A 19,109-nucleotide genomic window follows, 5' to 3' on the forward strand; every position below is an offset into this window, starting at 1 on the left:
GGGGGGTGTGGGTTTTGGTTCTTGGGGGTGTCCCCAACCACCTGGTTGTGGCGCCACACCCCCGGGCCACGGCTCGTACGGCCTCCGCCGTGGCCCCGGCGGCCTCGGCCGCCGGTCGGACGGCTCCGGCCGCTTCCTGCGCTCCCGGGACTCATCCGGTCCTTGGACCCGTTCCGCCGGCGCGGGCCGCTGGGCGCGGGAGCGTCAGTCCTGGACGGTACGCCGTTTGCGGACGGCCCACAGGATGCCGCCACCGGCCAGCAGCACCGCGACGGCCGCGCCACCGATGACCGGCGTCGACGACGACGAACCGGTCTCGGCCAGGTCCGGCGAGCTCGGGCTCGGGGCGGGCACGGCGGGCGCGGACTCCGAAGGCTGCTCGCTGGGAGTGGCGCTCGGCTCGGGCGTCCCGGTGGACGGCGTCTCCGACGGGGTCGGCTCGGTCGGCGGGGAGCTGGGCTCCTCGTCGCACACCTCCGCCGTCTCCGTCTTGTCGATGGAGTGCCGGCCGTCTCCCTCGGCGTCCTTGACGACCAGTCGGACGGTCACCGGCTTGTCGTGCTCGGGAAGCGCCAGCTTCTTGTGGAACTCACGGCCGAACGTCTCGGTGGGCAGCAGGTCCTTGCCGTCCACGGTGATGGTCACCGTGTTGGGGACGTCGCTCGTGTAGTTGGTGAGGTCGACCGTCACCTCGGAGCAGGTCACGGCCCAGGTGGGGGTGTGAGCCGCGGCCGGACCGGCGGAGATGACGCCTCCGGTCAGACCGACGACCGCAGCGGCCACGAGTGCTCCCGCGCCACGCCACGATCTCCTGGGTATGGTCATGGATTCTTCCTCCAGATACGTCTCATCGCCCGAGTGGCGGTTGGGGCGCACAGTACTGCCATCGCCCGGGAGCGGCGCACTCGGCCCGTGCGCAGTCCCTCGCACCAACTCAGCCCATATCAGGGCTACTTCCGGCAAGGTGGGCAAGCCTTCCGTCGAGCTGTCCTCCGGCGGTGGCCGAATGAGAGGGTGGGCTGTGCATCTGTCTGCCGCCGCCCGCGCGCCCGAGCCTGGAGCTGAAACCGTTCTATGCGCATGCTGCTGATCCGCCATGGCCAGACACCGTCCAACCTCGGCCACTTCCTGGACACCGCGCGGCCCGGCCCCGGTCTCACCGACCTGGGGCTGCGGCAGGCGGCGGCCCTGCCCGGGGCGCTCGCCGGGGAGGACATCGCCGCGTTGTACGCCTCCACCCTGACGCGTACGCAGCTGACGGCCGCGCCGCTGGCCGCGGAGCGGGGCATCGAGGTCCTGATCCGTGACGGGATCCGGGAACTGTCGGCCGGCGACCTGGAGATGCGGGCCGACGAGGACGCCGTCCGGCAGTATCTGACGACCGCCTTCGCCTGGTCGGCCGGGGACACCGCCCTCCGGATGCCCGGGGGCGAAAGCGGGGCGGAGGCGCTGGCCCGCTTTGACGCGGTGGTGGCCGAAGCGGCGGAGGCCGAGGAGCCCGGGACCGTGGCGCTCGTCAGTCATGGGGCCGCTATCCGTGTGTGGACAGCCGCCCGCGCACGGAACGTCACGGTCGAGTTCGCCGCCGAACACAGCCTGGACAACACAGGCGTGGTGGTGGTCGAGGGCTCGCCGGACTCGGGATGGACGGCCCTGTCCTGGGCCGGAACGGTCGTCCCGGCGGTCACCGCGAGTGGTGTGGTGGACGGCGGCCCGGCAGGCCGCACGTTGCCGGGCCCGGAGCTCTGACCGACAGCGGATCGCCCCGCTCCCCGATCGCCGCCGCTCCTGCTCCAGCCCTGCGCCTGCCCCTGCCCCTGCCCGTACTCCATCTCCTGCTGGTCGGGATGTGGCGATGTGATGACGGTGCGGCGTCACAAGGCCTTGTGCATGATGTGAATGCCCACATAGCCCTGGGTCGGGTGGTTGAAGCCCTCCGGGAGGGTACCGATCACGTCGAAGCCGATCGACCGATACAGCTTGACCGCGTGCGTGTTGGTCTCGACCACCGCGTTGAACTGCATGGCTCGATACCCTTCGGCGCGAGCCCAGTCGACCGAGTACTCGCACAGCGCGCGCCCCACGCCACGGCCGGAGTGAGCGGGGTCGACCATGTAGGTGGCGCTGGCTATGTGGGACCCGTTGCCCATGTGGTTGCGATTCATCTTCGCCGTGCCGAGCACCGTCCCGGCCTCGTCCACGGCGACGACTACGCGGCTCGGCGCCGGGATGAACCACCATCCCTCGGCGTCCTCCTTGCCGAGGTCGAGCGGATAGGTGAGCGTCTCGCCCGCGGAGACGATCGCATGGAAGAACGGCCAGATGGCGGGCCAGTCCTCGGAGGTTGCTTCCCTGATCAACATGTGGACAGGATGGCCCATCCGAACGATCGGCGCGAAGCGTTATCCGCCGCCCCGACCACGCCATCCCAGCCTGGCCAACAGCCCCTTTCCCGTCGGCCTGCCTCCCGCAGCGGAACGCGGCGCCCCGGTGCGGGCGGGCAGAGCAGCCCGGACTCCTCCGTCGTCTCCGGGGCGTGGGGCAGGCCGGTCCTCGCGGGCCGCGTCCAGCTCCAGCGTCAGGTTGACCCGACGCCAGAGGATCTCGTCGGGGTCGTCGGCCAACATCAACTCCCCCATGGCCTCCCTCGCCGCAAGGGACCCCGGACGTCCGAAGACCGGCTCCGGCCGGACCCGTACGAGATAGGCGCGTTCATAGGGATCGTCCACCACCTCCGCCAGTTGCACCGGGTCCAGCGCGGAGGCCTGGACCGCCGTTCGCGCCCAGGGGTCCGTCGTGCGGTCCAGCAGCCGGTCGATGCGCTGCAGACGCCAGTTGCGCGCCCGCCAGTCGGCGCCCGACTCCAGCGTCGTGCGCATCCCCGGAGGCGTCCGTCCGGCGAGCAGCGCGGGCTCTCGTGCCGCGAACGCGGCAAGCTCGTCCGCGAGATAGAGCCAGACCACCGCGCGATACCGGTTCAGATAGAAGGTGACCGGTGAGACGCAGCCCGCACGGGCCAGCCGGGTGAACCGCGCCGGAGCGATATCCAGCAGAGCCGCTCCTTGCGCCGTGCCGACGGTGCGCACCCGCTCCGCCAAGGCATCGGGGAAGCCCGGCTCCTCCCGCAGGCGCGCGATCTCCCTCTCATGCACCCGTGGCCGCCCGCCGCCCGGTGCGCCGACGACGGCGATCAGCCCCAGGTGCACCGCCAGCTCGAACTCCGCACGCCGGATGCCCAGTTCCTGCGATGCGCGCCCGGCCGCGACGGTCACCGCCGGGGCGGAGGACGAGGTGGGCCCGCCCTTCCCCTCCGCGCTCGCGTCCCGGGCATGAGCGCCGGCTCGCGTGCTCGTGCTCTCACTCTCGGCGTCCTGGGTACTGGCGTGCGCTCGGAGCACTTCCTTGACCGTCATGACTGTCCTCCCCCGTCGGCTCGAATACTCTCCGTAATCACGGTAGCCCGAGGGAGTCATCACCCGTCAGCCCTGTGGATAACTCTCCACCGGCGACAAAAGTCGAGGTCAGAAGGGTTCGATGGGTCCGATGTCCTCGGGCCCGCCCTGCCGGACGGAGACTCCGAGGTGTTCGCCGACCCGGTTGACGAGCAGGGTCATCTCGTACGCGACCTGGCCGACGTCGGCTTCGGCCGCGGTCAGCACGCACAGGCAGCTGCCGTCGCCCGCGGCCGTCACGAAGAGCAGCGCATCGTCGAACTCGACCATCGTCTGGCGGGCCCGGCCCGCCCGGAAGTGGCGCCCCGACCCGCGCGCCAGACTCTGCAGACCGGACGAGACCGCCGCCAGGTGCTCCGCGTCCTCGCGTGCGAGCCCGGTGCTGGCCCCGGTGACCAGCCCGTCGTTCGACAGCACCAAGGCGTGCCGTATGAATTGCACTCTGTTGGTGAGATCGTCAAGGAGCCAGTCAAGTCCCCGGTCAAGCGGCATGTGCTCGTCCTCCCCGTACCCTCGTTCCCCGTACCCCGCTACGCGCGTAAGCCTTGCGCAACGGTCCCGTGGGGGCAAGCGCCCCCCACCGCCCGGGGTGCCGCTTCGCGCCATGCGGCGTTCGGGCTCAGGATGGGCTCATGGCACACCACATGACCGAAGAAGAATGGCGGGCCTTCCTCTCCGAGGGCACCCGCACGGTGAAGGTCTCGACGGTGCGGGCCGATGGCAGTCCGCACATCGCACCCGTCTGGTTCCTTCTCGACGGCGACTCGGTGGTCTTCAACACCGGCAAGGAGAGCGTGAAGGGGAGGAACCTCGCACGTGACGGGCGGGTCGCCCTGTGCGTCGACGACGACCGGCCTCCGTACGCGTTCGCCGTGGTGCAGGGGCATGCGGAGCTGAGCGAGGACCCCGAGGAGCTTCTGCGCTGGGCGACTCGGATCGCCGGCCGTTACGTGGAGGCCGACGCCGCCGAGGAGTTCGGCCGGCGCAACGGGGTGCCCGGCGAACTGGTCGTGCGGGTGCGGATCGACAAGGTGGTCGCTATGGCCGACATGGCCGACTGACGGAGGAGTCCCGGACGGCCCGGGCGTCAGCCGACGGAGGCGAGGAGCCGGGCGGTGTGCATGCGCCCGGCGTACTCGACCGTCCGGATCAGGACTTCTTTTCCGGAGGCCCGGTCGCGGGCGTCGCACAGGACGACCGGCGTGCCCCGATCGAGGTCGAGCGCCCGCGCGACGTCGTGCTCCGCATGGTCAGGAGCGCCGGGAAAGCGATTCACGGCGACGACGAACGGAATCCGCCTGCGCTCGAAGTAGTCGACAGCGGCGAAGCAGTCCTCCAGGCGCCGGGTGTCGGCGAGCACGACGGCAGCGAGGGCGCCCTCGCACAGCTCGTCCCAAAGGAAGCGGAAGCGCTCCTGGCCCGGCGTGCCGAACAGGTAGAGCGACAGGCCCGAGTGCACGGTGATACGGCCGAAATCCATCGCTACGGTCGTGGTCGCCTTCCGCTCCACCTCACCGCTGTCGTCCCGGGCCCGCCCGCTCTCGCTCAGCGTCTCCTCCGAGTACAGCGGGCGGATCTCGCTGACCGAGCCGACCAGGGTCGACTTCCCGGCCCCGAATCCGCCCGCAACAATGATCTTCAGGGTGAGCGCGATGTCCTCTCCGATCATGCTCCTGCCGACGTCCCCGGAGGTGCGGTGGGCGGTGCGGGGGCTCTCATGGGTGTCGATGGACTCGGGGGGCATGCGTCCCTTCTCTCTTCAGGAGTCGGATCGGGCTTCAGAAGTCGGACCGTGCTTCAGGTACCGGACCGTGCTTCTGGAACCGGGGCGGGCTTCAGGAACCGGTCGGGCCGACAGCATGGCAATCGGTGGGCTTCGTTCGAGGGGGTTGATCGTTCTTGACCGATGCGGCTCGCCTCGGTCACTCCTCTTGCCGCATCCCGACCTCATCGCGTCTCTCTACAGACAAGCCGGAGACGGGACGGAGGCGGGACGGACACCCCGAGGGAGCCTCGGGCCCTCCCGGCAGGGCCCCTACACTGGTCTTTTCGGCCGTCCGGAACGGGCAGCGGTGTCAGGTCCGCGCAGACGGCCCGGGGACGGGAGATGCGAGCGTGTCGACAGGTTCCGGCGGCGGTTTCCAGGATCCGCCCGCGGAGGTGCTGGCGGAGGCCGCGGCGGCGTTCGGGCTCCTGGCGACACCGGCACGGCTGCACATCGTGTGGGCGCTGGCCCAGGGCGAGAGCGACGTGACCGGGCTCGCCGAGCGGGTGAACGGGACGCTTCCCTCGGTCAGTCAGCATCTGACGAAACTGAAGCTGGCGGGCCTCGTCCGGTCGCGCCGTGAAGGCCGGCGACAGGTCTATCTGGTCGACGATCCCGATGTGGTGACGGTCGTCCGGCTCATAGTCGGCCAGCTGACCGAACGCGCCGGGCACCCCACCCAGGAGCTCGTCCGCCTGCGTGAGCTGGGTGCCTGAGAGCAGTCCAGCCGCGGGCCCAGACACGTCACCGTCGGCACGCCGGCCCCGTCACGCCGTTTCCCGGCACCGTGCCCACCGCTCTGCAGACGCTGCGCGCCCTCGACAGCGGGCCGCGCGGGCTGCTGGAGACGGAGGCCGAGATCCGCCTCGGCCGGACGGGCGGGAACGTACTGCCCGACCGGCGGCCCGTGCCCTGGCCCCGGCGCTTCCTGCGCAGCCTGCGGGACCCCTTTACGTCCGTGCTTCTCTGCCTGGGCCTGGTGTCGGCCCTCGTCTCGGCCTGGGGCACGGCCTGCGTCATCCTGGCCTTGGTCGCGGTGAGCTGCCTGTTGCGTTCGGCCGAAGAGCACCGTGCCCACCGGTCGTCCGCGGCGCTCCGCGAACTGGTGGCGACCACGGCGACCGTGGTGCGTCGCACCTCGGACGACTCCCCTCCCCTGGAACGGGAGGCTGCTCACCAGTGATCACCCGGGCACGGCGGCCCGGGTGTGCGCGGACCTCGGTCTGCGTCCGGAGGGCCACCCCGGCCCCGACGCTGTGGTGACGGCCGAGCTGCTGGACAGCCTGTCGGACGCGGAACGGGTCAGGGGGCGGACCGGGCCACGGTGTTCGCGCGCTGCACCCCCGAGCGCAAGGCCCGGATCGTCTCGGCCCTGCGCGCCGGCGGTCACACGACCGGCTTTCTCGGCGACGGCGTCAACGGCCTCCCCGCCCTGCACGCCGCCGACGTCGGCATCTGCCCCGCAACGCCGTGGACGTGGCCCGGGAGGCGGCCGATGTCGTCCTGGCGGAGAAGGACCTCACCGCGATCGACCGTGCGGTGCCGGCGGGGCGCCGCAGCAGCGGGAACATCGCCACCTATCTGCTGATCACTCTCTCGTCGAACCTCGGCAATGTCATCGCCATGCTGACGGCCGGGCTGATGCTGCCCTTCCTTCCGATGCTCCCGGCGCAGTTGCTGGTGCAGAACCTCTGCTTCGACGCGGCACAGCCGGCGTTCGGGTTCGACCGACCGGCGGCGTCGGCCCTGCACCGCCCCACCGCGCTGCGACCGCGCGACTTCCTGCGCTTCATCACGGGTTTCGGCCTGCTCAACGCGTCCGCCGACCTGGCCACCTTCGGGGTGCTCGCCCTCGCCCTGCACAACGCCTCCGGGAACGGCGGCGAGGACGCGTTCCACGCCGGGCGGTGCACGGAGAACCTGCTCACCCAGGCCCTCGTGATGATCCTGCTGCGGACCGGTCGCAGTGCGGCCGAACGCCGGGCGGGTGGGCCTCTGCGGGCCGCCGCGGTCGGCGTCGCCCTCCCCCTCACCCCGCTCGGGCCCGTTGCTCGGTATGAGCGCCCTGCCGCTCCACTACTACCTGTTGCTCGGCTCGGTCCTGGGGCTGTACGCGGTCGGACTCACCGCCGCCCGTCGCCGTTACGAGCGCCGCCGCCTGCCCGAAGCCGCACCGGACCCGTGCGGGTAGGAAAGCGGGGAGGGAAGGAAGAGGGCGTCGGGGAGCTGAGGGGCGGTCGTTCCGGCCGCATGCATGAGTTGTGTAGTTGCGCAATGCGGCAACTTTTGTGCACGTGCGGAGAGAAGGCGGGACCCGAATGCTGCGCAACGGCCTGGAACCGTGGCACCTGCTGATCCTGGCGGTCATCGTGATCGTCCTCTTCGGCTCGAAGAAGCTGCCGGACACAGCCCGCTCGCTGGGCAAGTCCCTGCGCATCCTCAAGAGCGAGGCCAAGGCCATGAAGGACGAGAACGCTCTTTTTCGGACTAGGGCCTGTCTCTCCGATCATGATCGGAGAGACATGAGGAGTGCGGCAGTGGTGACGGTGCCGAGGTAGACGTATCCGCGCTTGTCATGGCGGGTGGCCACGGCTCTGAATTGCTTGAGCTTGCCGATGGCCCGCTCGACCGTGTTGCGATCTCTGTACCGGTCTTTGTCGATGCCCGGGGGCCGTCCACCGCGTGAACCCCGGCGCAGACGGGCGGCCTCGTGGTCCTTCTTCTCCGGGATCGCATGCCGGATGCCGCGTTTACGCAGGTAGGCGCGGATCTTGCGGTTGCTGTACACCTTGTCGGCACTCACGCCGTCCGGCGTGCGGCGGGGACGGCCGCGTCCCGCACGTGGGACATGAATCTTGTCCCTGACCGGCTCCAACTGTGTGCAGTCCGCCCGTTGTCCCGGTGTGCCAGAAGAGACAGCGGGCGGCAGTGGCCCTCCGCGGCAATGTGAATCTTGGCGGTCAGGCCGCCTCAGGACCGGCCGAGAGCCTCGCCGGGGGCACCGCCCCCTCCAGGAGTATCGCCCGGGACGACAGCCGCTGCACCGGCCTTCGGCGTCCCCCTTTTGAAGGCCCCGGCGGCGGCGGAGTCTGAGGTGCTCCGGCGGCGTGCTGGTGAGCGCGCGTGATGGTGGAGTCGACGTTGATGTTCCAGTCGATGCTGCCTTCGGCGTCGGCGGCGGACTGGACGTGCCGCAGGAGCCTCTCCCAGGTTCCGTCGGCCGACCAGAGCAAGTGCCGCTTATGGGCGGTCTTCCATGGGCCGAAGCGTTCGAGCAGTTCCCGCCAGTGCACCCCGGCGCCCAGCCGGTGGATGATCCCGTTGATCACCTGCCGGTGATCGCACCAACGGCCGCACCGGTTGTTGCCCACCGGCAACAGCGGCTCCAACACTGCCCACTCGCCGTCCGTCAGATCCCCCCGACTCAGCATGGTCAGCCTCAGAGTCTCCCTGTTCGCAGTGCTACGGCTATTCGATGACCGCGGTGGCTTCGACCTCGACCAGGAGGTCCGGTTCCCCCAGCGCCGCGACGCCCAGCAGAGTGATCGGCTTGACCGGATCGATGCCCAGTTTCGCTGCCGCCCGGCCCACGCCCTCACCCAGCAGCGGCATCTTCTCGGGACTCCAGTCGACGACGTAGACGGTCAGCTTCGCCACGTCGTCGAAGGAGCCGCCGATCGCGGCCAGAGCGGTGCTGATGTTGAGATAGCACTGCTCGACCTGAGCGGCGAAATCCCCTTGGCCCACGGGCCGGCCGTCAGCGTCGCGGGCGACCTGTCCCGCGAGGAACACCAGCTTCGATCCGGTGGCGACCGACAGCTGTCGGTAGACCTCGGGCTTCGGCAATCCTTCGGGATTGAGCAGCGTCACAGACATGAACGACCTCTTCCTCGTGGCATATGGAGCGGCAAGATCGGCACTCATCAAAGTATAGCGATGCTATGTATTGTGAGGCCATGGCAAGGACGAAAGATCCAGCGGTCCGCTCCCTGCTCCTCGAACGGGCCGCCCAGATGCTGCGGACGCGGCAACCGGTCACACTGCGCACCCTGGTCGCCGGAACCGGCGTATCAACGATGGCCGTGTACACCTACTTCGGCGGTATGGACGGCCTCTGGAAGGCACTTCGACAAGAAGGCTTCACCCGCCTGGCCACCCGACTTGCAGCCGTCAAGATGTCCGCGGACCCGGTACGAGACCTCGCCGCCCTGGGTGGCGCCTACCTGGCCAACGCCCTGGAGAACCCGGACCTCTACCGCGTCATGTTCGACGCGGGCTTCGACCTCGAAGACGCCGGCGCCGCGGACGAAACCCTGCACAGTCTCGTCCAGGCCATCGAGCGGGCCAAGGCGAGTGGCCGCTTCCGCGACGAGGTCGACCCGCTGGAACTGGCAACACAGAGCTGGACCATCGGACACGGACTCGCATCCCTCGTCGCCACAGGGCCCATGCCGCACCAGGCCCTTGCTCACGGCGCACCCATGCTGACCGCACTGTTCACCGGCGCAGGAGACGAACCCGCCCGATGCCGCCAGTCGGTTGAGAACGGCTGGGGCCAGCCGGCCCCAGCCCCGCCCAACTCCCGTGATCGGAGAGACAGGCTCCAATAGATTGATCATGAAGTCGCCGGCTTCAGCACACGGGGGAGGTGGGCGTGCATGTGCTCCATCACGACTTCGCGTCCAAGTTGCTTGAGCCGGTGACCAGCAATTTCTATGAGAGCGCAGGCCCTATGGCGACCGCCGGTTCTCTCGCCCATTTCGACCTGTTGCTTCCGACGGCAATCGATCATGGTGCGGTCTGCCACGGCCCGTACCGCTGAGGCAGGTCGCGCCAAGGAGCCCCGGTCCGCAGCCGCCGCAACACACCATTGACCACCTGCTGTCGGTGATCACGCCATGGACGGCCACGTCCGTCCGCCTGCGGCAGCAGGGGCTCTATCCGCTCCCACGCCGCGTCCGTCACCTCCCCTCAACCTGCCACAAGACCGATTATTGGACCGGCTATAGGGTCCTCCCTGTGGCGAATCATCAGGACGAGACCAGAGCGGCCTACGACGGAGTCGTTGAGCTGTACGCATCGCTGTTCGCAGACCGGCTGGAGACGCAGCCTTTCTCCCGGGCCATGATCGGCACTTTCGCCGAACTGGTGCGCGCGACGGGCAACCTGCGGGCAGCGGACGTTGGGTGCGGGCCCGGACATCTGACGGCCATGCTGCACGACCTGGGCCTGGAAGCCTTCGGACTCGACCTTTCCCACGGCATGATCGACCACGCCCGGCGGGCCCATCCGGCGCTGCGCTTCCAGGAGGCGCGGATGGAGTCCTTGCCGATCGAGGACGGTGTGCTCGGCGGCGTACTGGCCCACTACTCAATGATCCACACCCCACCGGGGGAACTGCCTGAGCTGCTCGCCGAGCAGGTCCGCGTCCTGGCGCCGGGTGGCGTGCTCCTGGTCTCCTTCTTCGGGACCGACGGACCGGAGCCGGTCAAGTTCGACCACAAGGTGGCACCTGCCTACAGCTGGCCGGCGGACCACCTCGCCGCACTGCTGACCGATGCCGGGCTCGTTCCTTTCGCTCGGCTGCTCCACGACCCGGCCTCCGAACGGGGCTTTCTCGACGCCCACCTTCTGGCCCGCCGCCCGTAGGTCCATCCGTCCGGCTGGCGGGCTGGCTCCATCCGCTCGTCGCGCGCGTCAGGTGGTGCTGGTGGGCAGGCTCCGGACAGGGCTGCGGCGGGTGGTGTTGTCGGTGTGCCGGTCCAGCTCTGTGCGGAGTTCGTGGATGACCTGGGCATAGACGGCGACGTGCTCGCGGAGCTGGTCGTTGTCCTCCCGCAATGCGTGGGCGGTGGCTTCGGCGTCGACGGCGCGTGCGTGGAGGTGCTGGAAGGCGGGCGGGATGCCGTTCGCCTCGGTCTTTCGGCGGGCGAATTCTTCTTTCAGGTCAACATGCTTGTGCGTCAGGACCCAGCGCTTGACGCCTGCCTCGGCAGCGAGTTGCAGCGTGGTGAGCGCCCCGGTGGACCGGATCGGGCGGCCGTCGAGCAACCGCTGGATCGCCGCGGTGATGGCGTCACGTTCGGCATCGCGGTCAGTCATCGTGGGCTTCTCCGATGTTGGGGTGGGCCGTGATGATGCGCTCCAGGCGGTCAAGCTCGTGCTGTTCGCGGGCGTGTCTGAAGGCGGGAGCCAGCGGGTCGTCGACGATCGGCCGTAGCTGCTCGATCTGAGCGTGGACCTGTTCGATGTCGTGATCGGTTCGTGCGATGTTGACGCAGTTCGGGCGGCAGTCGTCGAGGTCGGGGGTGCGGCGGGTGCCGTCCTCCTCGCTGCGGAGGCGGCAGGCTGCCCGCTTTGGGTCAAGGACGCAGGTCATGCCCTTGCCGGGGAAGATCTGCAAGTCGGGGTTGGCGAGCATGGCGTTGGCGTGCTGCTTGGTGCGCAGGACTCGGCCGGCGAAGCGAGTGGCGGCCTGGACGCGGTGGCGGTAGGTCTCGGCTGCTGGGCCGCTGATCTGCTCGCCTTCGCGCAGCCGCTGGTGGGCGTCGGCGAGGGTGTCCAGTCGGGCCAGCCAGTCCTCGAACGCGAGGTCGTCGGGGAAGCCCGAGGCGTAGCTGCCGGCGTAGCCGAGGGTCATCTGGACGCGGAGGTGTCCGTATTGGATGGCGGCGGCGACCAGGCCCCGCGGGCGGCGGACGATGAACCAGGCCAGGGTGCGGCGCAGGCGACCGGTGTAGATGACCGGGTGAACCGGGTCGGGCGGGATGTGGTCCCTGCGGCCGTGCTCGGTGCAGTAGGTCTCGACCCAGGCCAGTAACTCGGCGATGTCGTGGTTGATCCGGGTCTCCGACCGGGAGCCGCCGATACGGCTGCGCAGGATGGTCGGGCCGTCGCGGCCGTCGGTGAACATCGTCGCCGGGAACAGCCAGGTGCTCGTGTGCAGCCGTTCCAGGACAGGGACGGCGGTGGCGACGGCCACCGCGCCAACGGACCCGCTTCCACCTCAAGTTCATCGATCATCAATGAGTAAACGTACAGTCACCCTAAGTAGCCGAAACCCCGGCAACAGTTCCTTGTGGCTAGAGACCGCCCGCGCATCCGATGGCGATGCTGCGGGGGCCTGCGGGCAGCATCGCGTAGGACGCCAGGTTGTCGATCAGTTCGCGGGCCCCGGGACGGGTCCAGCCAAGGTGAGCCCAAAAGCCGCCACCGCATGATCTTGAAGCCTTCATCCCTGCTCTCGGATGACCTGGCCGCATCGTCAGGTGGGGCCGCTGGAGTGCACTTCAGCACGCAAAGCGGACTCCGGCACGCACGGCGGCCGCGGCACCGGAAAAGATCTTGAAGAATATCCAGGCCTGGCTGTCGATCCGACGGCACGGTGTTCGTCGTCTTTATGACGGAGCCGGACAGGCCGGCCCGCGACCCAGTGCAGGAGGCAGCTCCATGTCGAAGTACGCGATCCTCATCTACGAAGACCCGGCCTTCTACGCGAACGCGTCGCCCGAGGCGTGGGGCGCGGTGGTCGACGCGCACAACACGTTCGTCAAGCAGGTCTCCGAGCTCGGTGGGTCCCTCGCGGGCGGGGAGGCGCTCGCGCCCACGACGACGGCCACCACGATCAAGGGTGCCGGCACGGTGACGGACGGCCCGTTCGTCGAGACCAAAGAGGCTTTCGGCGGCTACTACGTCGTCGAGGCGCGCGACCTCGACCACGCCGTCGAGATCGCCAAGCTGTGCCCGGCCCCCGGCGGCGGCGTCGAGGTTCGCCCGGTCGTGGACCCGAGTACGAGCCCGTTCTGATCACTCCCGGCGACGAGCCGACCGCGTCCGCGATGCAGGCGGACGCGGTCGCTGCCGCGCTGGCGCAGGCTCACCGCTCCGAGTGGGCCTTCGTGCTGTCCGCCACGGTGCGCGTCGCGGGCGACCTGGACCTCGCGGAGGAGTGCGCGCAGGAGGCGTACGTCAGCGCGCTGCAGGCCTGGACCCGGGACGGCATCCCGGAGCGGCCCGGCGCGTGGCTGACCACGGCGGCGCGGAACCAGGCGCGGGACCGGTTGCGTCGCGAGGTCACCCTCCGGCGCAAGCTCCCGCTGCTCGTGGAGCCGGCGACCGTCGATCCGCAGGACCCGGCCGACCTGGACTGGCCCGACGCCGCGGTGCCGGACGACCGGCTCCGGCTGGTGTTCACCTGCTGCCACCCCACCCTCGCCCCCGAGGCCCGCGTCGCTCTCACCCTGCGCCTGGTCTGCGGCGTTCCCACGCCCGACGTCGCCCGGGCCTTCCTGGTGTCCGAGCCGACGATGGCGGCACGAATCACCCGGGCCAAGAAGAAGATCTCCGAAGCGCGGATCCCCTACCGGGTTCCGGGCCGGGCGGAGCTGCCCGAGCGCCTGGACAGCGTGCTCACCGCCGTCCACCTGCTCTTCAGCACCGGCCATACGGCCGGCGAGGGGGACGCGCTCGTCCGTGAGGAGCTCTGCGACCGGGCCCTGCACCTCGCGCGCACCCTCGCCGCGCTGCTCCCCGAGCAGGCCGAGACCCGCGGTCTGCTGGGCCTGCTGCTCCTCACCGACGCGCGCCGGGCCACTCGGACCGACGAGCAGGGCCGGCTGCTCCTGCTCGCCGACCAGGACCGGACGCGTTGGGACCAGCGCGCGATTCTGGAGGGGCTCACGGTGACGGCCGGGGCGCTGGCGTCCGGCCCACCGGGGCGGTTCACCCTGCAGGCGGCGATCGCCGGCGTGCACGCGATGGCGCCGTCCCTGGAGCAGACCGACTGGCCGCGCGTCGTGCACCTCTACGACCGGCTGCTGGCGGTGTGGAACACCCCGGTGGTCGCGCTCAACCGGGCCGCCGCCGTGGCGTTCGCCGACGGTCCGGCCGCCGCCCTGCCGCTCCTCGACGAGCTGGCGACCGATCCCCGGCTCGCCGACTACCCCTACCTTCCCGCCACCCGCGCCGACCTGCTGCGCCGCCTCGGCGACGCCGCCGGCGCGGCTCAGTCGTACCGGCGCGCGATGGAGCTCACGGCGAACGCCGCGGAGCGCGCCTTCCTGGAGCAGCGCCTGGCCGAGGTCAGCCGCGCCGCCGGCGCCGAGCCTGCGCCCGGCTGAGGACGGCGGGCTCGGCGGTCACCGCTCCGAGGCGTCGCCCGGGGCTCCCGCGTCGCGCCCCAGGTGCGGACCGACGGAACACTGGAGGAAATCCATGGGTGTGACCCTGGCCAAGGGCGGCAATGTCTCCCTGTCGAAGGAAGCCCCCGGCCTGACCGCCGTGACGGTGGGACTCGGCTGGGACGTACGGACCACGACCGGGGCCGATCACGACCTGGATGCCAGTGCGCTGCTGTGTTCCGCGCTGTGTTCCGCGGCGGGCAAGGTCGTCTCCGACGGCCATTTCGTCTTCTACAACAACCTGACAAGCCCCGACGGTTCCGTCCGCCACACCGGTGACAACCTGACGGGTGAGGGCGAGGGCGACGACGAGTCGGTCGAGGTCGACCTGTCGTCGGTCCCCGCCGAGGTCGCCAAGATCGTGTTCCCCGTCTCGATCCACGACGCCCAGAGCCATGGTCAGAGCTTCGGTCAGGTACGCAACGCGTTCATCCGCGTGGTGAACCGGGCAGGCGGCGCAGAGCTCGCCCGTGACGACCTGAGCGAAGATGCCTCCACCGAGACCGCGATGGTCTTCGGCGAGCTGTATCGGCACGGCGCCGAGTGGAAGTTCCGGGCGGTCGGTCAGGGGTACGCCTCCGGCCTGGCGGGCATCGCCTCGGACCACGGTGTCAACATCTGACCGGGCAGGCCGGGTTGCGGCGCTCGCGGCCCCGCCCCTCGCACACCCCCACCCGGTGCGCGAGCATGTCCTCATGACCGACGACCACACCCATGTCCTGGACTTCTTCACCCCGCGTGCGGCCGGCTGGGACAGCCGGTTCCCCGACGACGGCCCCGCCTACGCGGCGGCGGCCGGCCTGCTCGGGCTACGTCCCGGCGATGCCGTGCTCGACGCGGGCTGCGGCACGGGGCGCGCGCTGCCGGCGCTTAGGGCGGCGGTCGGGAGCGAGGGCACGGTGCTGGGAGCCGACCTCACCCCGGCCATGCTGGAGGCGGCGGCACGGGCGGGGCGGGGCGACAGCGGGACGCTCGTCCGTGCCGATGTCGCTCGGCTGCCCCTGCGCGACGGAGCCCTGGACGCGGTGTTCGGAGCCGGGCTGATCTCTCATCTGGCCCGGCCCGAGGCCGATGTGGCGGAACTCGCGCGCGTGGTCCGGCCGGGCGGGGTCCTGGCGCTGTTCCACCCGATCGGCCGGGCCGCCCTCGCCGCGCGCCAGGGGCGCACCGTCACCGACGACGACCTGCGGGCCGAGCCCAGGCTGCGGGCGCTGCTGGGTGGTGCGGGATGGCGGCTGGAGTCCTACACCGATGAGGACGACCGCTTCCTCGCCCTCGCGGTCCGGCAGCCCTGAGGCCGCGGGCCCCGAGCCCGGCAGCCCGGGTCGTCCGGCCCCGCGGCGTACCGGCCGGGGCGGTCGCGTCACTCGGCGGGCGTCTGCGACGGCCGGCGGCCGGGAACCGGGCAGCCACGCACGCCCGGCGTGGGAAACGTGCCGAGCCCCGCGATCCTGTACCCGTCCGGATATCCCTTGATCTCGGGATTCTGGCGCGCGTAGTGGGGTGCCCGCCGGGGTGGCAGGAGCCGTAACGTACGGGCCCGGAGCCGGAGCGCCCCCCTGGTCAGCCCGCGAGCCACCGGCCCCGGACGGCGGTAGCGGAACGCCCTGAGCAACGAATCGTCCAGGAGCGCGAGGCTGGCGCCGCGCACTACCGGGGCGAGGGGTGCCGGATACCAGGACCCCATCAGCGCCAAGGTGGCGTCGGAGACCCGGCGGGCTCCTTCGTCCCAGCCGAAATGCTCGCGCTCGTAGGTGTCGAGGGTGCGCTCGAAGTCCTCGTAGGTCCCCGGGAGCCCCTTGATTCCCATCCGCGCGCCGAGCGTGCGGTAGTAGGCGGCGAAGGCGGCCAGCTCGTGGCAGCAGAGGCGTCGCCAGCCGAAACTGTCCAGCCAGCGCTTCGGGGTGACGACGAACGTACACAGGACGTAGCGCATGTCGTCGTTGCTGATGTCGTAGCTGCGGTGCATCTGGTTGATCCGGCGGACGGCCGTGCGGCCTTCGTCGGTGTCGAAGCCGTGCTCCACCACCGTGTCGAGCAGCAGGGCGGTGTCGTCGTAGCGCTTCTGCGAGCGCTCCGTCAACTCCGCTGTCTCGTCGAGGAGTCGGCCGATTCCGGGCACGGCATAGGTGCGGTAAAGGGCCAGTTCGAGGGCGCGGGTGATGTCCCAGGGGAACTCGTAGGTGACGGAGAGGCGGTAGATCTCCAGGAAGTCCCGCTCGGGGTCCAGTCGCTGAATTTCTTTCAGCCGATCGTAGCGCTTCGCCATGCTGGACCCCCTCGTTCGGCCGGACATCCAACTTTACGCGGAGGCCTCCGCGCGCCCTGCCCTTCGGCCTTCCCCTCACTCCGACGCGGTCGGCGCGGCTCCGGCTGGTCGGTGCTCGTCAGGGCCTCGACGAGGGGGTTACCGAGTAGTTAGGGTGCGCCGACGGACCGAGGGACGCAGGACCGAGCGATGGGCGGGCGGGCGATGAGCGATGGGGAGGACACCGTGGGCGGTGCGGATGATGCGGTCGCCGACGACGCGCTGCTGGTGCTGACCGCGATGTTGCTGACGCCCGCGCGGTTCCCCGGAGTACTGGGGGACGATTACGTGGCCGCGTGCGGTGCGCTCGCGCTCGAACCGTACGAGGAGGGCTACGGGCTCATCCTCGGGCAGGACGGCGAGGGAGCCCGGTGGACGGTGGTCGTCGAGGACGCCTCCCAGGTGGCCGTCGCCATCGCCGCGTGGGACTGCGGCATGGAGCACGACCTCTCCCCCGACGAGCGCTCCATGGTGTGCGCCCTGCCGGGCTGGCCGATGGACCTGGCCGTCTCGGCGCCCGGCGTACCGGATCCGCACGATCCGGATACGGACGGGGAGGGCCCCGCACCGCTCACCCCTCCGGACGCGGAGGCCTGGGGTCCGGCGCAGCGACGGCTCGGCGCGGACGAGATCGCAGCGCAGTGGTCGGCCTGGCGCGAGCAGATCGACGACACGCAGTTCCCGCGGCCGTCGGGCTCCGACGGAAAGCCGGGGAGTGACGCCGGGAGTGAGCCGGAGAACGCCCCCTCCCGATCCCCCCGGCACCCCGGTGTACGCCGGGCCCTTTCGGAGGCGACCGCCTACACGAAGGCTCCGCCGCCACCTGGGAGGATCCGTTCCTCGTACGCCTCGGCCGACGCACGCACCTTGCGCGTCGACGGCCCCGGGTGGTCGATGGTGGCCCGGACCGATGACATCGCCTTGTTCCTGCTGGACGAGGAGCCGGGCACGGTCATTCCCATCGGCCGTGGAGACGCACTGCCCGACCTGCTCACGGCCCTGGACGGGCTGGCCGCCCAGGGCCTGTGACGTCCTCGTTCAGCGTCCGATTTCCTTGCGGTTGATCCTGCGGAGCCTGCGCCGCTGGGAGGGGTCCAGCAGCAGATAGCCCGCCACGGGAACCCCGATCACGATCAGCAGTGCCCACCAGAATCCGATCAGGGGCCACAGGATGGCTGCCGCGAGAACTCCCCCGATAGCGACCTTCGCACCATTTGACATGGTCCACGCCTCCTTCGCGGCCGGCGCCGCTCCTGTTGTGTGAACGCGTCCGCGCGCCCTTACGTTCCCCTTGTGTTCCCCGGTGGCCGCCCTACCGCAGCGGCGCACCGACGTCGTGCATGTGCGACAGCGCCTGCCGGTAGGACTCGATCAGTCCGGTCTCCGCGTACGGCATGCCGATGCGGGCGCAGTGCGACCTGACCAGGGGCTGGGCCAGACGCAGGTTGGGGCGGGGCATGCTCGGGAAGAGGTGGTGTTCGATCTGGTAGTTGAGCCCGCCGAGGAACCAGTCGGTCAGGACGGCGCCGCGTACGTTGCGCGAGGTCAGGACCTGCCGCTGGAGGTGGCCCCAGCGCTCGCCGTCGGCGTCGGGCATCTCCATCCCCTTGTGGTTCGGGGCGAAGGCCAGGCCCAGGTGGAGGCCGAACAGCGCGTGCAGCACCAGGGCGAAGACGATCGCCTTGCCCGGGGACAGCGTGCTGAGCAGCAGTGTCGCGTAGAGGGCGACGTGCGCGGTCAGCAGCAGCGCCGAGACGGCCCGCTCGCGGAAGGGCTGACGGCGCAGGAACTGGAATCCGTAGATCTTCAGCGCGATGCCTTCGAGCAACAGCATCGGGAAGAACAGCCGAGCCTGGTTCCTGGTGAGCCAGCGGGCGAATCCCTCCCGCTGCGCCGCCTGCTTCTGGGTCCAGACGAGGGCGCCGACACCGACATCGGGGTCCTTGTCGATGTGGTTGGGGTTGGCGTGGTGGCGTACGTGCTTGTCGTTCCACCACGCCTCGTTCATGCCGAGGAGCAGATTGGCGTGTACGAGACCGATCAGCCTGCTCGTCCCGCGGTCGCCGGATATCTGCGCATGACCCGCGTCATGGGCGACGAAGGCCGTTCGGGTCCACAGGACCGCCAGCGGCAAGGCGAGGAACAGGCTCCACCAGGTGTCGCCCAACAGGACGAAGCCGGTGATCACCGCGCCCAGGGCCGCCAGGTTGGCGGTGATCCCGAGCGCGTACCGGTCCGTACGGCGCTCCAGCAGGCCCTGGTCCTTCACCATCCGCAGCAGCGGCGCGAAGTCGCTGCCGGCCGTTGCCCGGGGGGCGTCGGCCGGGCGGTCCGGACTGCCTTCGTCGGCGGGATCCGCAACAGTGGCTGTCGCCTGGGGCATGACATCTCCGGTCTCTGGAACC

At 70.3% G+C, this 19,109-nt stretch carries 22 protein-coding genes and 4 pseudogenes; 13 read left to right on the plus strand and 13 right to left on the minus strand.

The genetic code is table 11. The features are described from left to right. Positions 1 to 204 precede the first annotated feature (204 nt). Positions 205 to 825, minus strand: a complete 621-nt coding sequence (locus tag ACFWRV_RS07510) for an LAETG motif-containing sortase-dependent surface protein (protein WP_384329634.1) — start codon at positions 823 to 825, stop codon at positions 205 to 207. Positions 826 to 1,074: 249 nt separating this feature from the next. On the opposite strand from ACFWRV_RS07510, the gene ACFWRV_RS07515 reads away from it, so the two are divergent. Then, entirely contained in the window at positions 1,075 to 1,749 is a 675-nt protein-coding gene (locus ACFWRV_RS07515) for a histidine phosphatase family protein (RefSeq protein ID WP_384329637.1), read from the plus strand. Between the two features lie 125 nt (positions 1,750 to 1,874). On the opposite strand, the gene ACFWRV_RS07520 is transcribed toward ACFWRV_RS07515, so the two are convergent. The 3 genes from ACFWRV_RS07520 to ACFWRV_RS07530 form a co-directional block, all read right to left on the minus strand. Then, positions 1,875 to 2,363 carry a GNAT family N-acetyltransferase gene (locus ACFWRV_RS07520; protein WP_384329640.1) on the minus strand — a complete coding sequence of 163 codons (489 nt, stop codon included), beginning with the start codon at positions 2,361 to 2,363 and terminating at the stop codon, positions 1,875 to 1,877. Positions 2,364 to 2,402: 39 nt separating this feature from the next. Beyond that, complete coding sequence (locus ACFWRV_RS07525) at positions 2,403 to 3,413, minus strand: DUF6397 family protein (protein WP_384329643.1); 1,011 nt, start codon at positions 3,411 to 3,413, stop codon at positions 2,403 to 2,405. Between the two features lie 108 nt (positions 3,414 to 3,521). Further along, positions 3,522 to 3,944 (minus strand): roadblock/LC7 domain-containing protein, encoded by a 423-nt coding sequence (locus ACFWRV_RS07530; RefSeq protein ID WP_384329646.1) that lies wholly within the window; start codon positions 3,942 to 3,944, stop codon positions 3,522 to 3,524. A gap of 140 nt (positions 3,945 to 4,084) precedes the next feature. Between ACFWRV_RS07530 and ACFWRV_RS07535 the strand changes: the two genes are divergently transcribed. Next, complete coding sequence (locus ACFWRV_RS07535) at positions 4,085 to 4,513, plus strand: PPOX class F420-dependent oxidoreductase (protein WP_384329649.1); 429 nt, start codon at positions 4,085 to 4,087, stop codon at positions 4,511 to 4,513. Between the two features lie 26 nt (positions 4,514 to 4,539). Here ACFWRV_RS07535 and ACFWRV_RS07540 read toward each other — a convergent pair whose 3' ends face one another. Then, a complete protein-coding gene (locus ACFWRV_RS07540) occupies positions 4,540 to 5,121 on the minus strand; it encodes an ATP/GTP-binding protein (protein ID WP_384329812.1) in 582 nt (193 codons plus the stop codon). Positions 5,122 to 5,567: 446 nt separating this feature from the next. Here ACFWRV_RS07540 and ACFWRV_RS07545 point away from each other — a divergent pair, with 446 nt between their 5' ends. The 4 genes and pseudogenes from ACFWRV_RS07545 to tatA form a co-directional block, all read left to right on the plus strand. Beyond that, positions 5,568 to 5,933: an ArsR/SmtB family transcription factor gene (locus tag ACFWRV_RS07545; RefSeq protein ID WP_384329652.1), complete on the plus strand. Its 366-nt coding sequence runs from the start codon at positions 5,568 to 5,570 to the stop codon at positions 5,931 to 5,933. Positions 5,934 to 6,004: 71 nt separating this feature from the next. Further along, complete coding sequence (locus ACFWRV_RS07550; RefSeq protein WP_384329655.1) at positions 6,005 to 6,400, plus strand: cation-transporting P-type ATPase; 396 nt, start codon at positions 6,005 to 6,007, stop codon at positions 6,398 to 6,400. Then, positions 6,384 to 7,408: pseudogene (locus ACFWRV_RS07555) on the plus strand (HAD-IC family P-type ATPase); the annotation flags it as partial. The gene ACFWRV_RS07550 and the pseudogene ACFWRV_RS07555, both read left to right, overlap by 17 nt. 127 nt (positions 7,409 to 7,535) lie before the next feature. After that, a pseudogene (gene tatA / locus ACFWRV_RS07560) lies at positions 7,536 to 7,694 on the plus strand (Sec-independent protein translocase subunit TatA); the annotation flags it as partial. Between the two features lie 29 nt (positions 7,695 to 7,723). Here the strand turns inward: tatA and ACFWRV_RS07565 are convergent. Together ACFWRV_RS07565 and ACFWRV_RS07570 are read right to left on the minus strand one after the other, a co-directional pair. Further along, positions 7,724 to 8,648 (minus strand): annotated as a pseudogene (locus ACFWRV_RS07565) (IS5 family transposase). Positions 8,649 to 8,685: 37 nt separating this feature from the next. Continuing rightward, positions 8,686 to 9,093: a RidA family protein gene (locus ACFWRV_RS07570; protein WP_384329658.1), complete on the minus strand. Its 408-nt coding sequence runs from the start codon at positions 9,091 to 9,093 to the stop codon at positions 8,686 to 8,688. A gap of 80 nt (positions 9,094 to 9,173) precedes the next feature. Here ACFWRV_RS07570 and ACFWRV_RS07575 point away from each other — a divergent pair, with 80 nt between their 5' ends. Further along, positions 9,174 to 9,827, plus strand: coding sequence for a TetR/AcrR family transcriptional regulator (locus ACFWRV_RS07575; RefSeq protein WP_384329661.1), 654 nt, complete (start codon positions 9,174 to 9,176; stop codon positions 9,825 to 9,827). A gap of 184 nt (positions 9,828 to 10,011) precedes the next feature. Here the strand turns inward: ACFWRV_RS07575 and ACFWRV_RS07580 are convergent. Next, positions 10,012 to 10,182 (minus strand): annotated as a pseudogene (locus tag ACFWRV_RS07580) (transposase); the annotation flags it as partial. A 54-nt stretch (positions 10,183 to 10,236) separates the two neighbouring features. On the opposite strand from ACFWRV_RS07580, the gene ACFWRV_RS07585 reads away from it, so the two are divergent. Then, positions 10,237 to 10,866, plus strand: a complete 630-nt coding sequence (locus ACFWRV_RS07585) for a class I SAM-dependent methyltransferase (protein WP_384329664.1) — start codon at positions 10,237 to 10,239, stop codon at positions 10,864 to 10,866. A gap of 48 nt (positions 10,867 to 10,914) precedes the next feature. Here the strand turns inward: ACFWRV_RS07585 and ACFWRV_RS07590 are convergent, their stop codons facing one another. Both ACFWRV_RS07590 and ACFWRV_RS07595 read right to left on the minus strand, forming a co-directional pair. Beyond that, positions 10,915 to 11,319 carry a hypothetical protein gene (locus ACFWRV_RS07590; RefSeq protein WP_384329667.1) on the minus strand — a complete coding sequence of 135 codons (405 nt, stop codon included), beginning with the start codon at positions 11,317 to 11,319 and terminating at the stop codon, positions 10,915 to 10,917. Next, complete coding sequence (locus ACFWRV_RS07595; RefSeq protein WP_384329670.1) at positions 11,312 to 12,199, minus strand: hypothetical protein; 888 nt, start codon at positions 12,197 to 12,199, stop codon at positions 11,312 to 11,314. The genes ACFWRV_RS07590 and ACFWRV_RS07595 overlap by 8 nt, the downstream gene beginning before the upstream one ends. 467 nt (positions 12,200 to 12,666) lie before the next feature. Here ACFWRV_RS07595 and ACFWRV_RS07600 point away from each other — a divergent pair, with 467 nt between their 5' ends. The 4 genes from ACFWRV_RS07600 (at position 12,667) to ACFWRV_RS07615 (ending at position 15,691) form a co-directional block, all read left to right on the plus strand. Then, complete coding sequence (locus ACFWRV_RS07600; RefSeq protein ID WP_384329673.1) at positions 12,667 to 13,023, plus strand: YciI family protein; 357 nt, start codon at positions 12,667 to 12,669, stop codon at positions 13,021 to 13,023. A gap of 32 nt (positions 13,024 to 13,055) precedes the next feature. Further along, entirely contained in the window at positions 13,056 to 14,336 is a 1,281-nt protein-coding gene (locus tag ACFWRV_RS07605; RefSeq protein ID WP_384329676.1) for an RNA polymerase sigma factor, read from the plus strand. A gap of 94 nt (positions 14,337 to 14,430) precedes the next feature. Continuing rightward, the gene (locus ACFWRV_RS07610) at positions 14,431 to 15,018 is read left to right on the plus strand and encodes a TerD family protein (protein ID WP_384329679.1); all 588 of its coding nucleotides are present in this window, start codon (positions 14,431 to 14,433) and stop codon (positions 15,016 to 15,018) included. A 73-nt stretch (positions 15,019 to 15,091) separates the two neighbouring features. Then, entirely contained in the window at positions 15,092 to 15,691 is a 600-nt protein-coding gene (locus ACFWRV_RS07615) for a class I SAM-dependent methyltransferase (protein WP_384329682.1), read from the plus strand. Positions 15,692 to 15,759: 68 nt separating this feature from the next. On the opposite strand, the gene ACFWRV_RS07620 is transcribed toward ACFWRV_RS07615, so the two are convergent. Next, complete coding sequence (locus ACFWRV_RS07620; RefSeq protein ID WP_384329685.1) at positions 15,760 to 16,665, minus strand: oxygenase MpaB family protein; 906 nt, start codon at positions 16,663 to 16,665, stop codon at positions 15,760 to 15,762. Positions 16,666 to 16,869: 204 nt separating this feature from the next. Here ACFWRV_RS07620 and ACFWRV_RS07625 point away from each other — a divergent pair, with 204 nt between their 5' ends. Beyond that, the gene (locus tag ACFWRV_RS07625) at positions 16,870 to 17,733 is read left to right on the plus strand and encodes a hypothetical protein (RefSeq protein WP_384329688.1); all 864 of its coding nucleotides are present in this window, start codon (positions 16,870 to 16,872) and stop codon (positions 17,731 to 17,733) included. Between the two features lie 9 nt (positions 17,734 to 17,742). On the opposite strand, the gene ACFWRV_RS07630 is transcribed toward ACFWRV_RS07625, so the two are convergent. After that, entirely contained in the window at positions 17,743 to 17,925 is a 183-nt protein-coding gene (locus tag ACFWRV_RS07630; protein WP_050362970.1) for a hypothetical protein, read from the minus strand. A 91-nt stretch (positions 17,926 to 18,016) separates the two neighbouring features. Continuing rightward, positions 18,017 to 19,087, minus strand: a complete 1,071-nt coding sequence (locus ACFWRV_RS07635; RefSeq protein WP_384329691.1) for a fatty acid desaturase family protein — start codon at positions 19,085 to 19,087, stop codon at positions 18,017 to 18,019. Between the last annotated feature and the right edge of the window lie 22 nt (positions 19,088 to 19,109).

It is taken from the genome of Streptomyces sp. NPDC058576 (assembly GCF_042718715.1).
Taxonomy (GTDB): domain Bacteria; phylum Actinomycetota; class Actinomycetes; order Streptomycetales; family Streptomycetaceae; genus Streptomyces.

Coding starts and splice junctions, on each gene's coding strand:
- ACFWRV_RS07510 (WP_384329634.1), bottom strand. CDS start 825: ATGACCATACCCAGGAGATCGTGGCGTGGCGCGGGAGCACTCGTGGCC.
- ACFWRV_RS07515 (WP_384329637.1), top strand. CDS start 1,075: ATGCGCATGCTGCTGATCCGCCATGGCCAGACACCGTCCAACCTCGGC.
- ACFWRV_RS07520 (WP_384329640.1), bottom strand. CDS start 2,363: ATGTTGATCAGGGAAGCAACCTCCGAGGACTGGCCCGCCATCTGGCCG.
- ACFWRV_RS07525 (WP_384329643.1), bottom strand. CDS start 3,413: ATGACGGTCAAGGAAGTGCTCCGAGCGCACGCCAGTACCCAGGACGCC.
- ACFWRV_RS07530 (WP_384329646.1), bottom strand. CDS start 3,944: ATGCCGCTTGACCGGGGACTTGACTGGCTCCTTGACGATCTCACCAAC.
- ACFWRV_RS07535 (WP_384329649.1), top strand. CDS start 4,085: ATGGCACACCACATGACCGAAGAAGAATGGCGGGCCTTCCTCTCCGAG.
- ACFWRV_RS07540 (WP_384329812.1), bottom strand. CDS start 5,121: ATGATCGGAGAGGACATCGCGCTCACCCTGAAGATCATTGTTGCGGGC.
- ACFWRV_RS07570 (WP_384329658.1), bottom strand. CDS start 9,093: ATGTCTGTGACGCTGCTCAATCCCGAAGGATTGCCGAAGCCCGAGGTC.
- ACFWRV_RS07575 (WP_384329661.1), top strand. CDS start 9,174: ATGGCAAGGACGAAAGATCCAGCGGTCCGCTCCCTGCTCCTCGAACGG.
- ACFWRV_RS07590 (WP_384329667.1), bottom strand. CDS start 11,319: ATGACTGACCGCGATGCCGAACGTGACGCCATCACCGCGGCGATCCAG.
- ACFWRV_RS07600 (WP_384329673.1), top strand. CDS start 12,667: ATGTCGAAGTACGCGATCCTCATCTACGAAGACCCGGCCTTCTACGCG.
- ACFWRV_RS07605 (WP_384329676.1), top strand. CDS start 13,056: ATGCAGGCGGACGCGGTCGCTGCCGCGCTGGCGCAGGCTCACCGCTCC.
- ACFWRV_RS07610 (WP_384329679.1), top strand. CDS start 14,431: ATGGGTGTGACCCTGGCCAAGGGCGGCAATGTCTCCCTGTCGAAGGAA.
- ACFWRV_RS07615 (WP_384329682.1), top strand. CDS start 15,092: ATGACCGACGACCACACCCATGTCCTGGACTTCTTCACCCCGCGTGCG.
- ACFWRV_RS07620 (WP_384329685.1), bottom strand. CDS start 16,665: ATGGCGAAGCGCTACGATCGGCTGAAAGAAATTCAGCGACTGGACCCC.
- ACFWRV_RS07625 (WP_384329688.1), top strand. CDS start 16,870: ATGAGCGATGGGGAGGACACCGTGGGCGGTGCGGATGATGCGGTCGCC.
- ACFWRV_RS07630 (WP_050362970.1), bottom strand. CDS start 17,925: ATGTCAAATGGTGCGAAGGTCGCTATCGGGGGAGTTCTCGCGGCAGCC.
- ACFWRV_RS07635 (WP_384329691.1), bottom strand. CDS start 19,087: ATGCCCCAGGCGACAGCCACTGTTGCGGATCCCGCCGACGAAGGCAGT.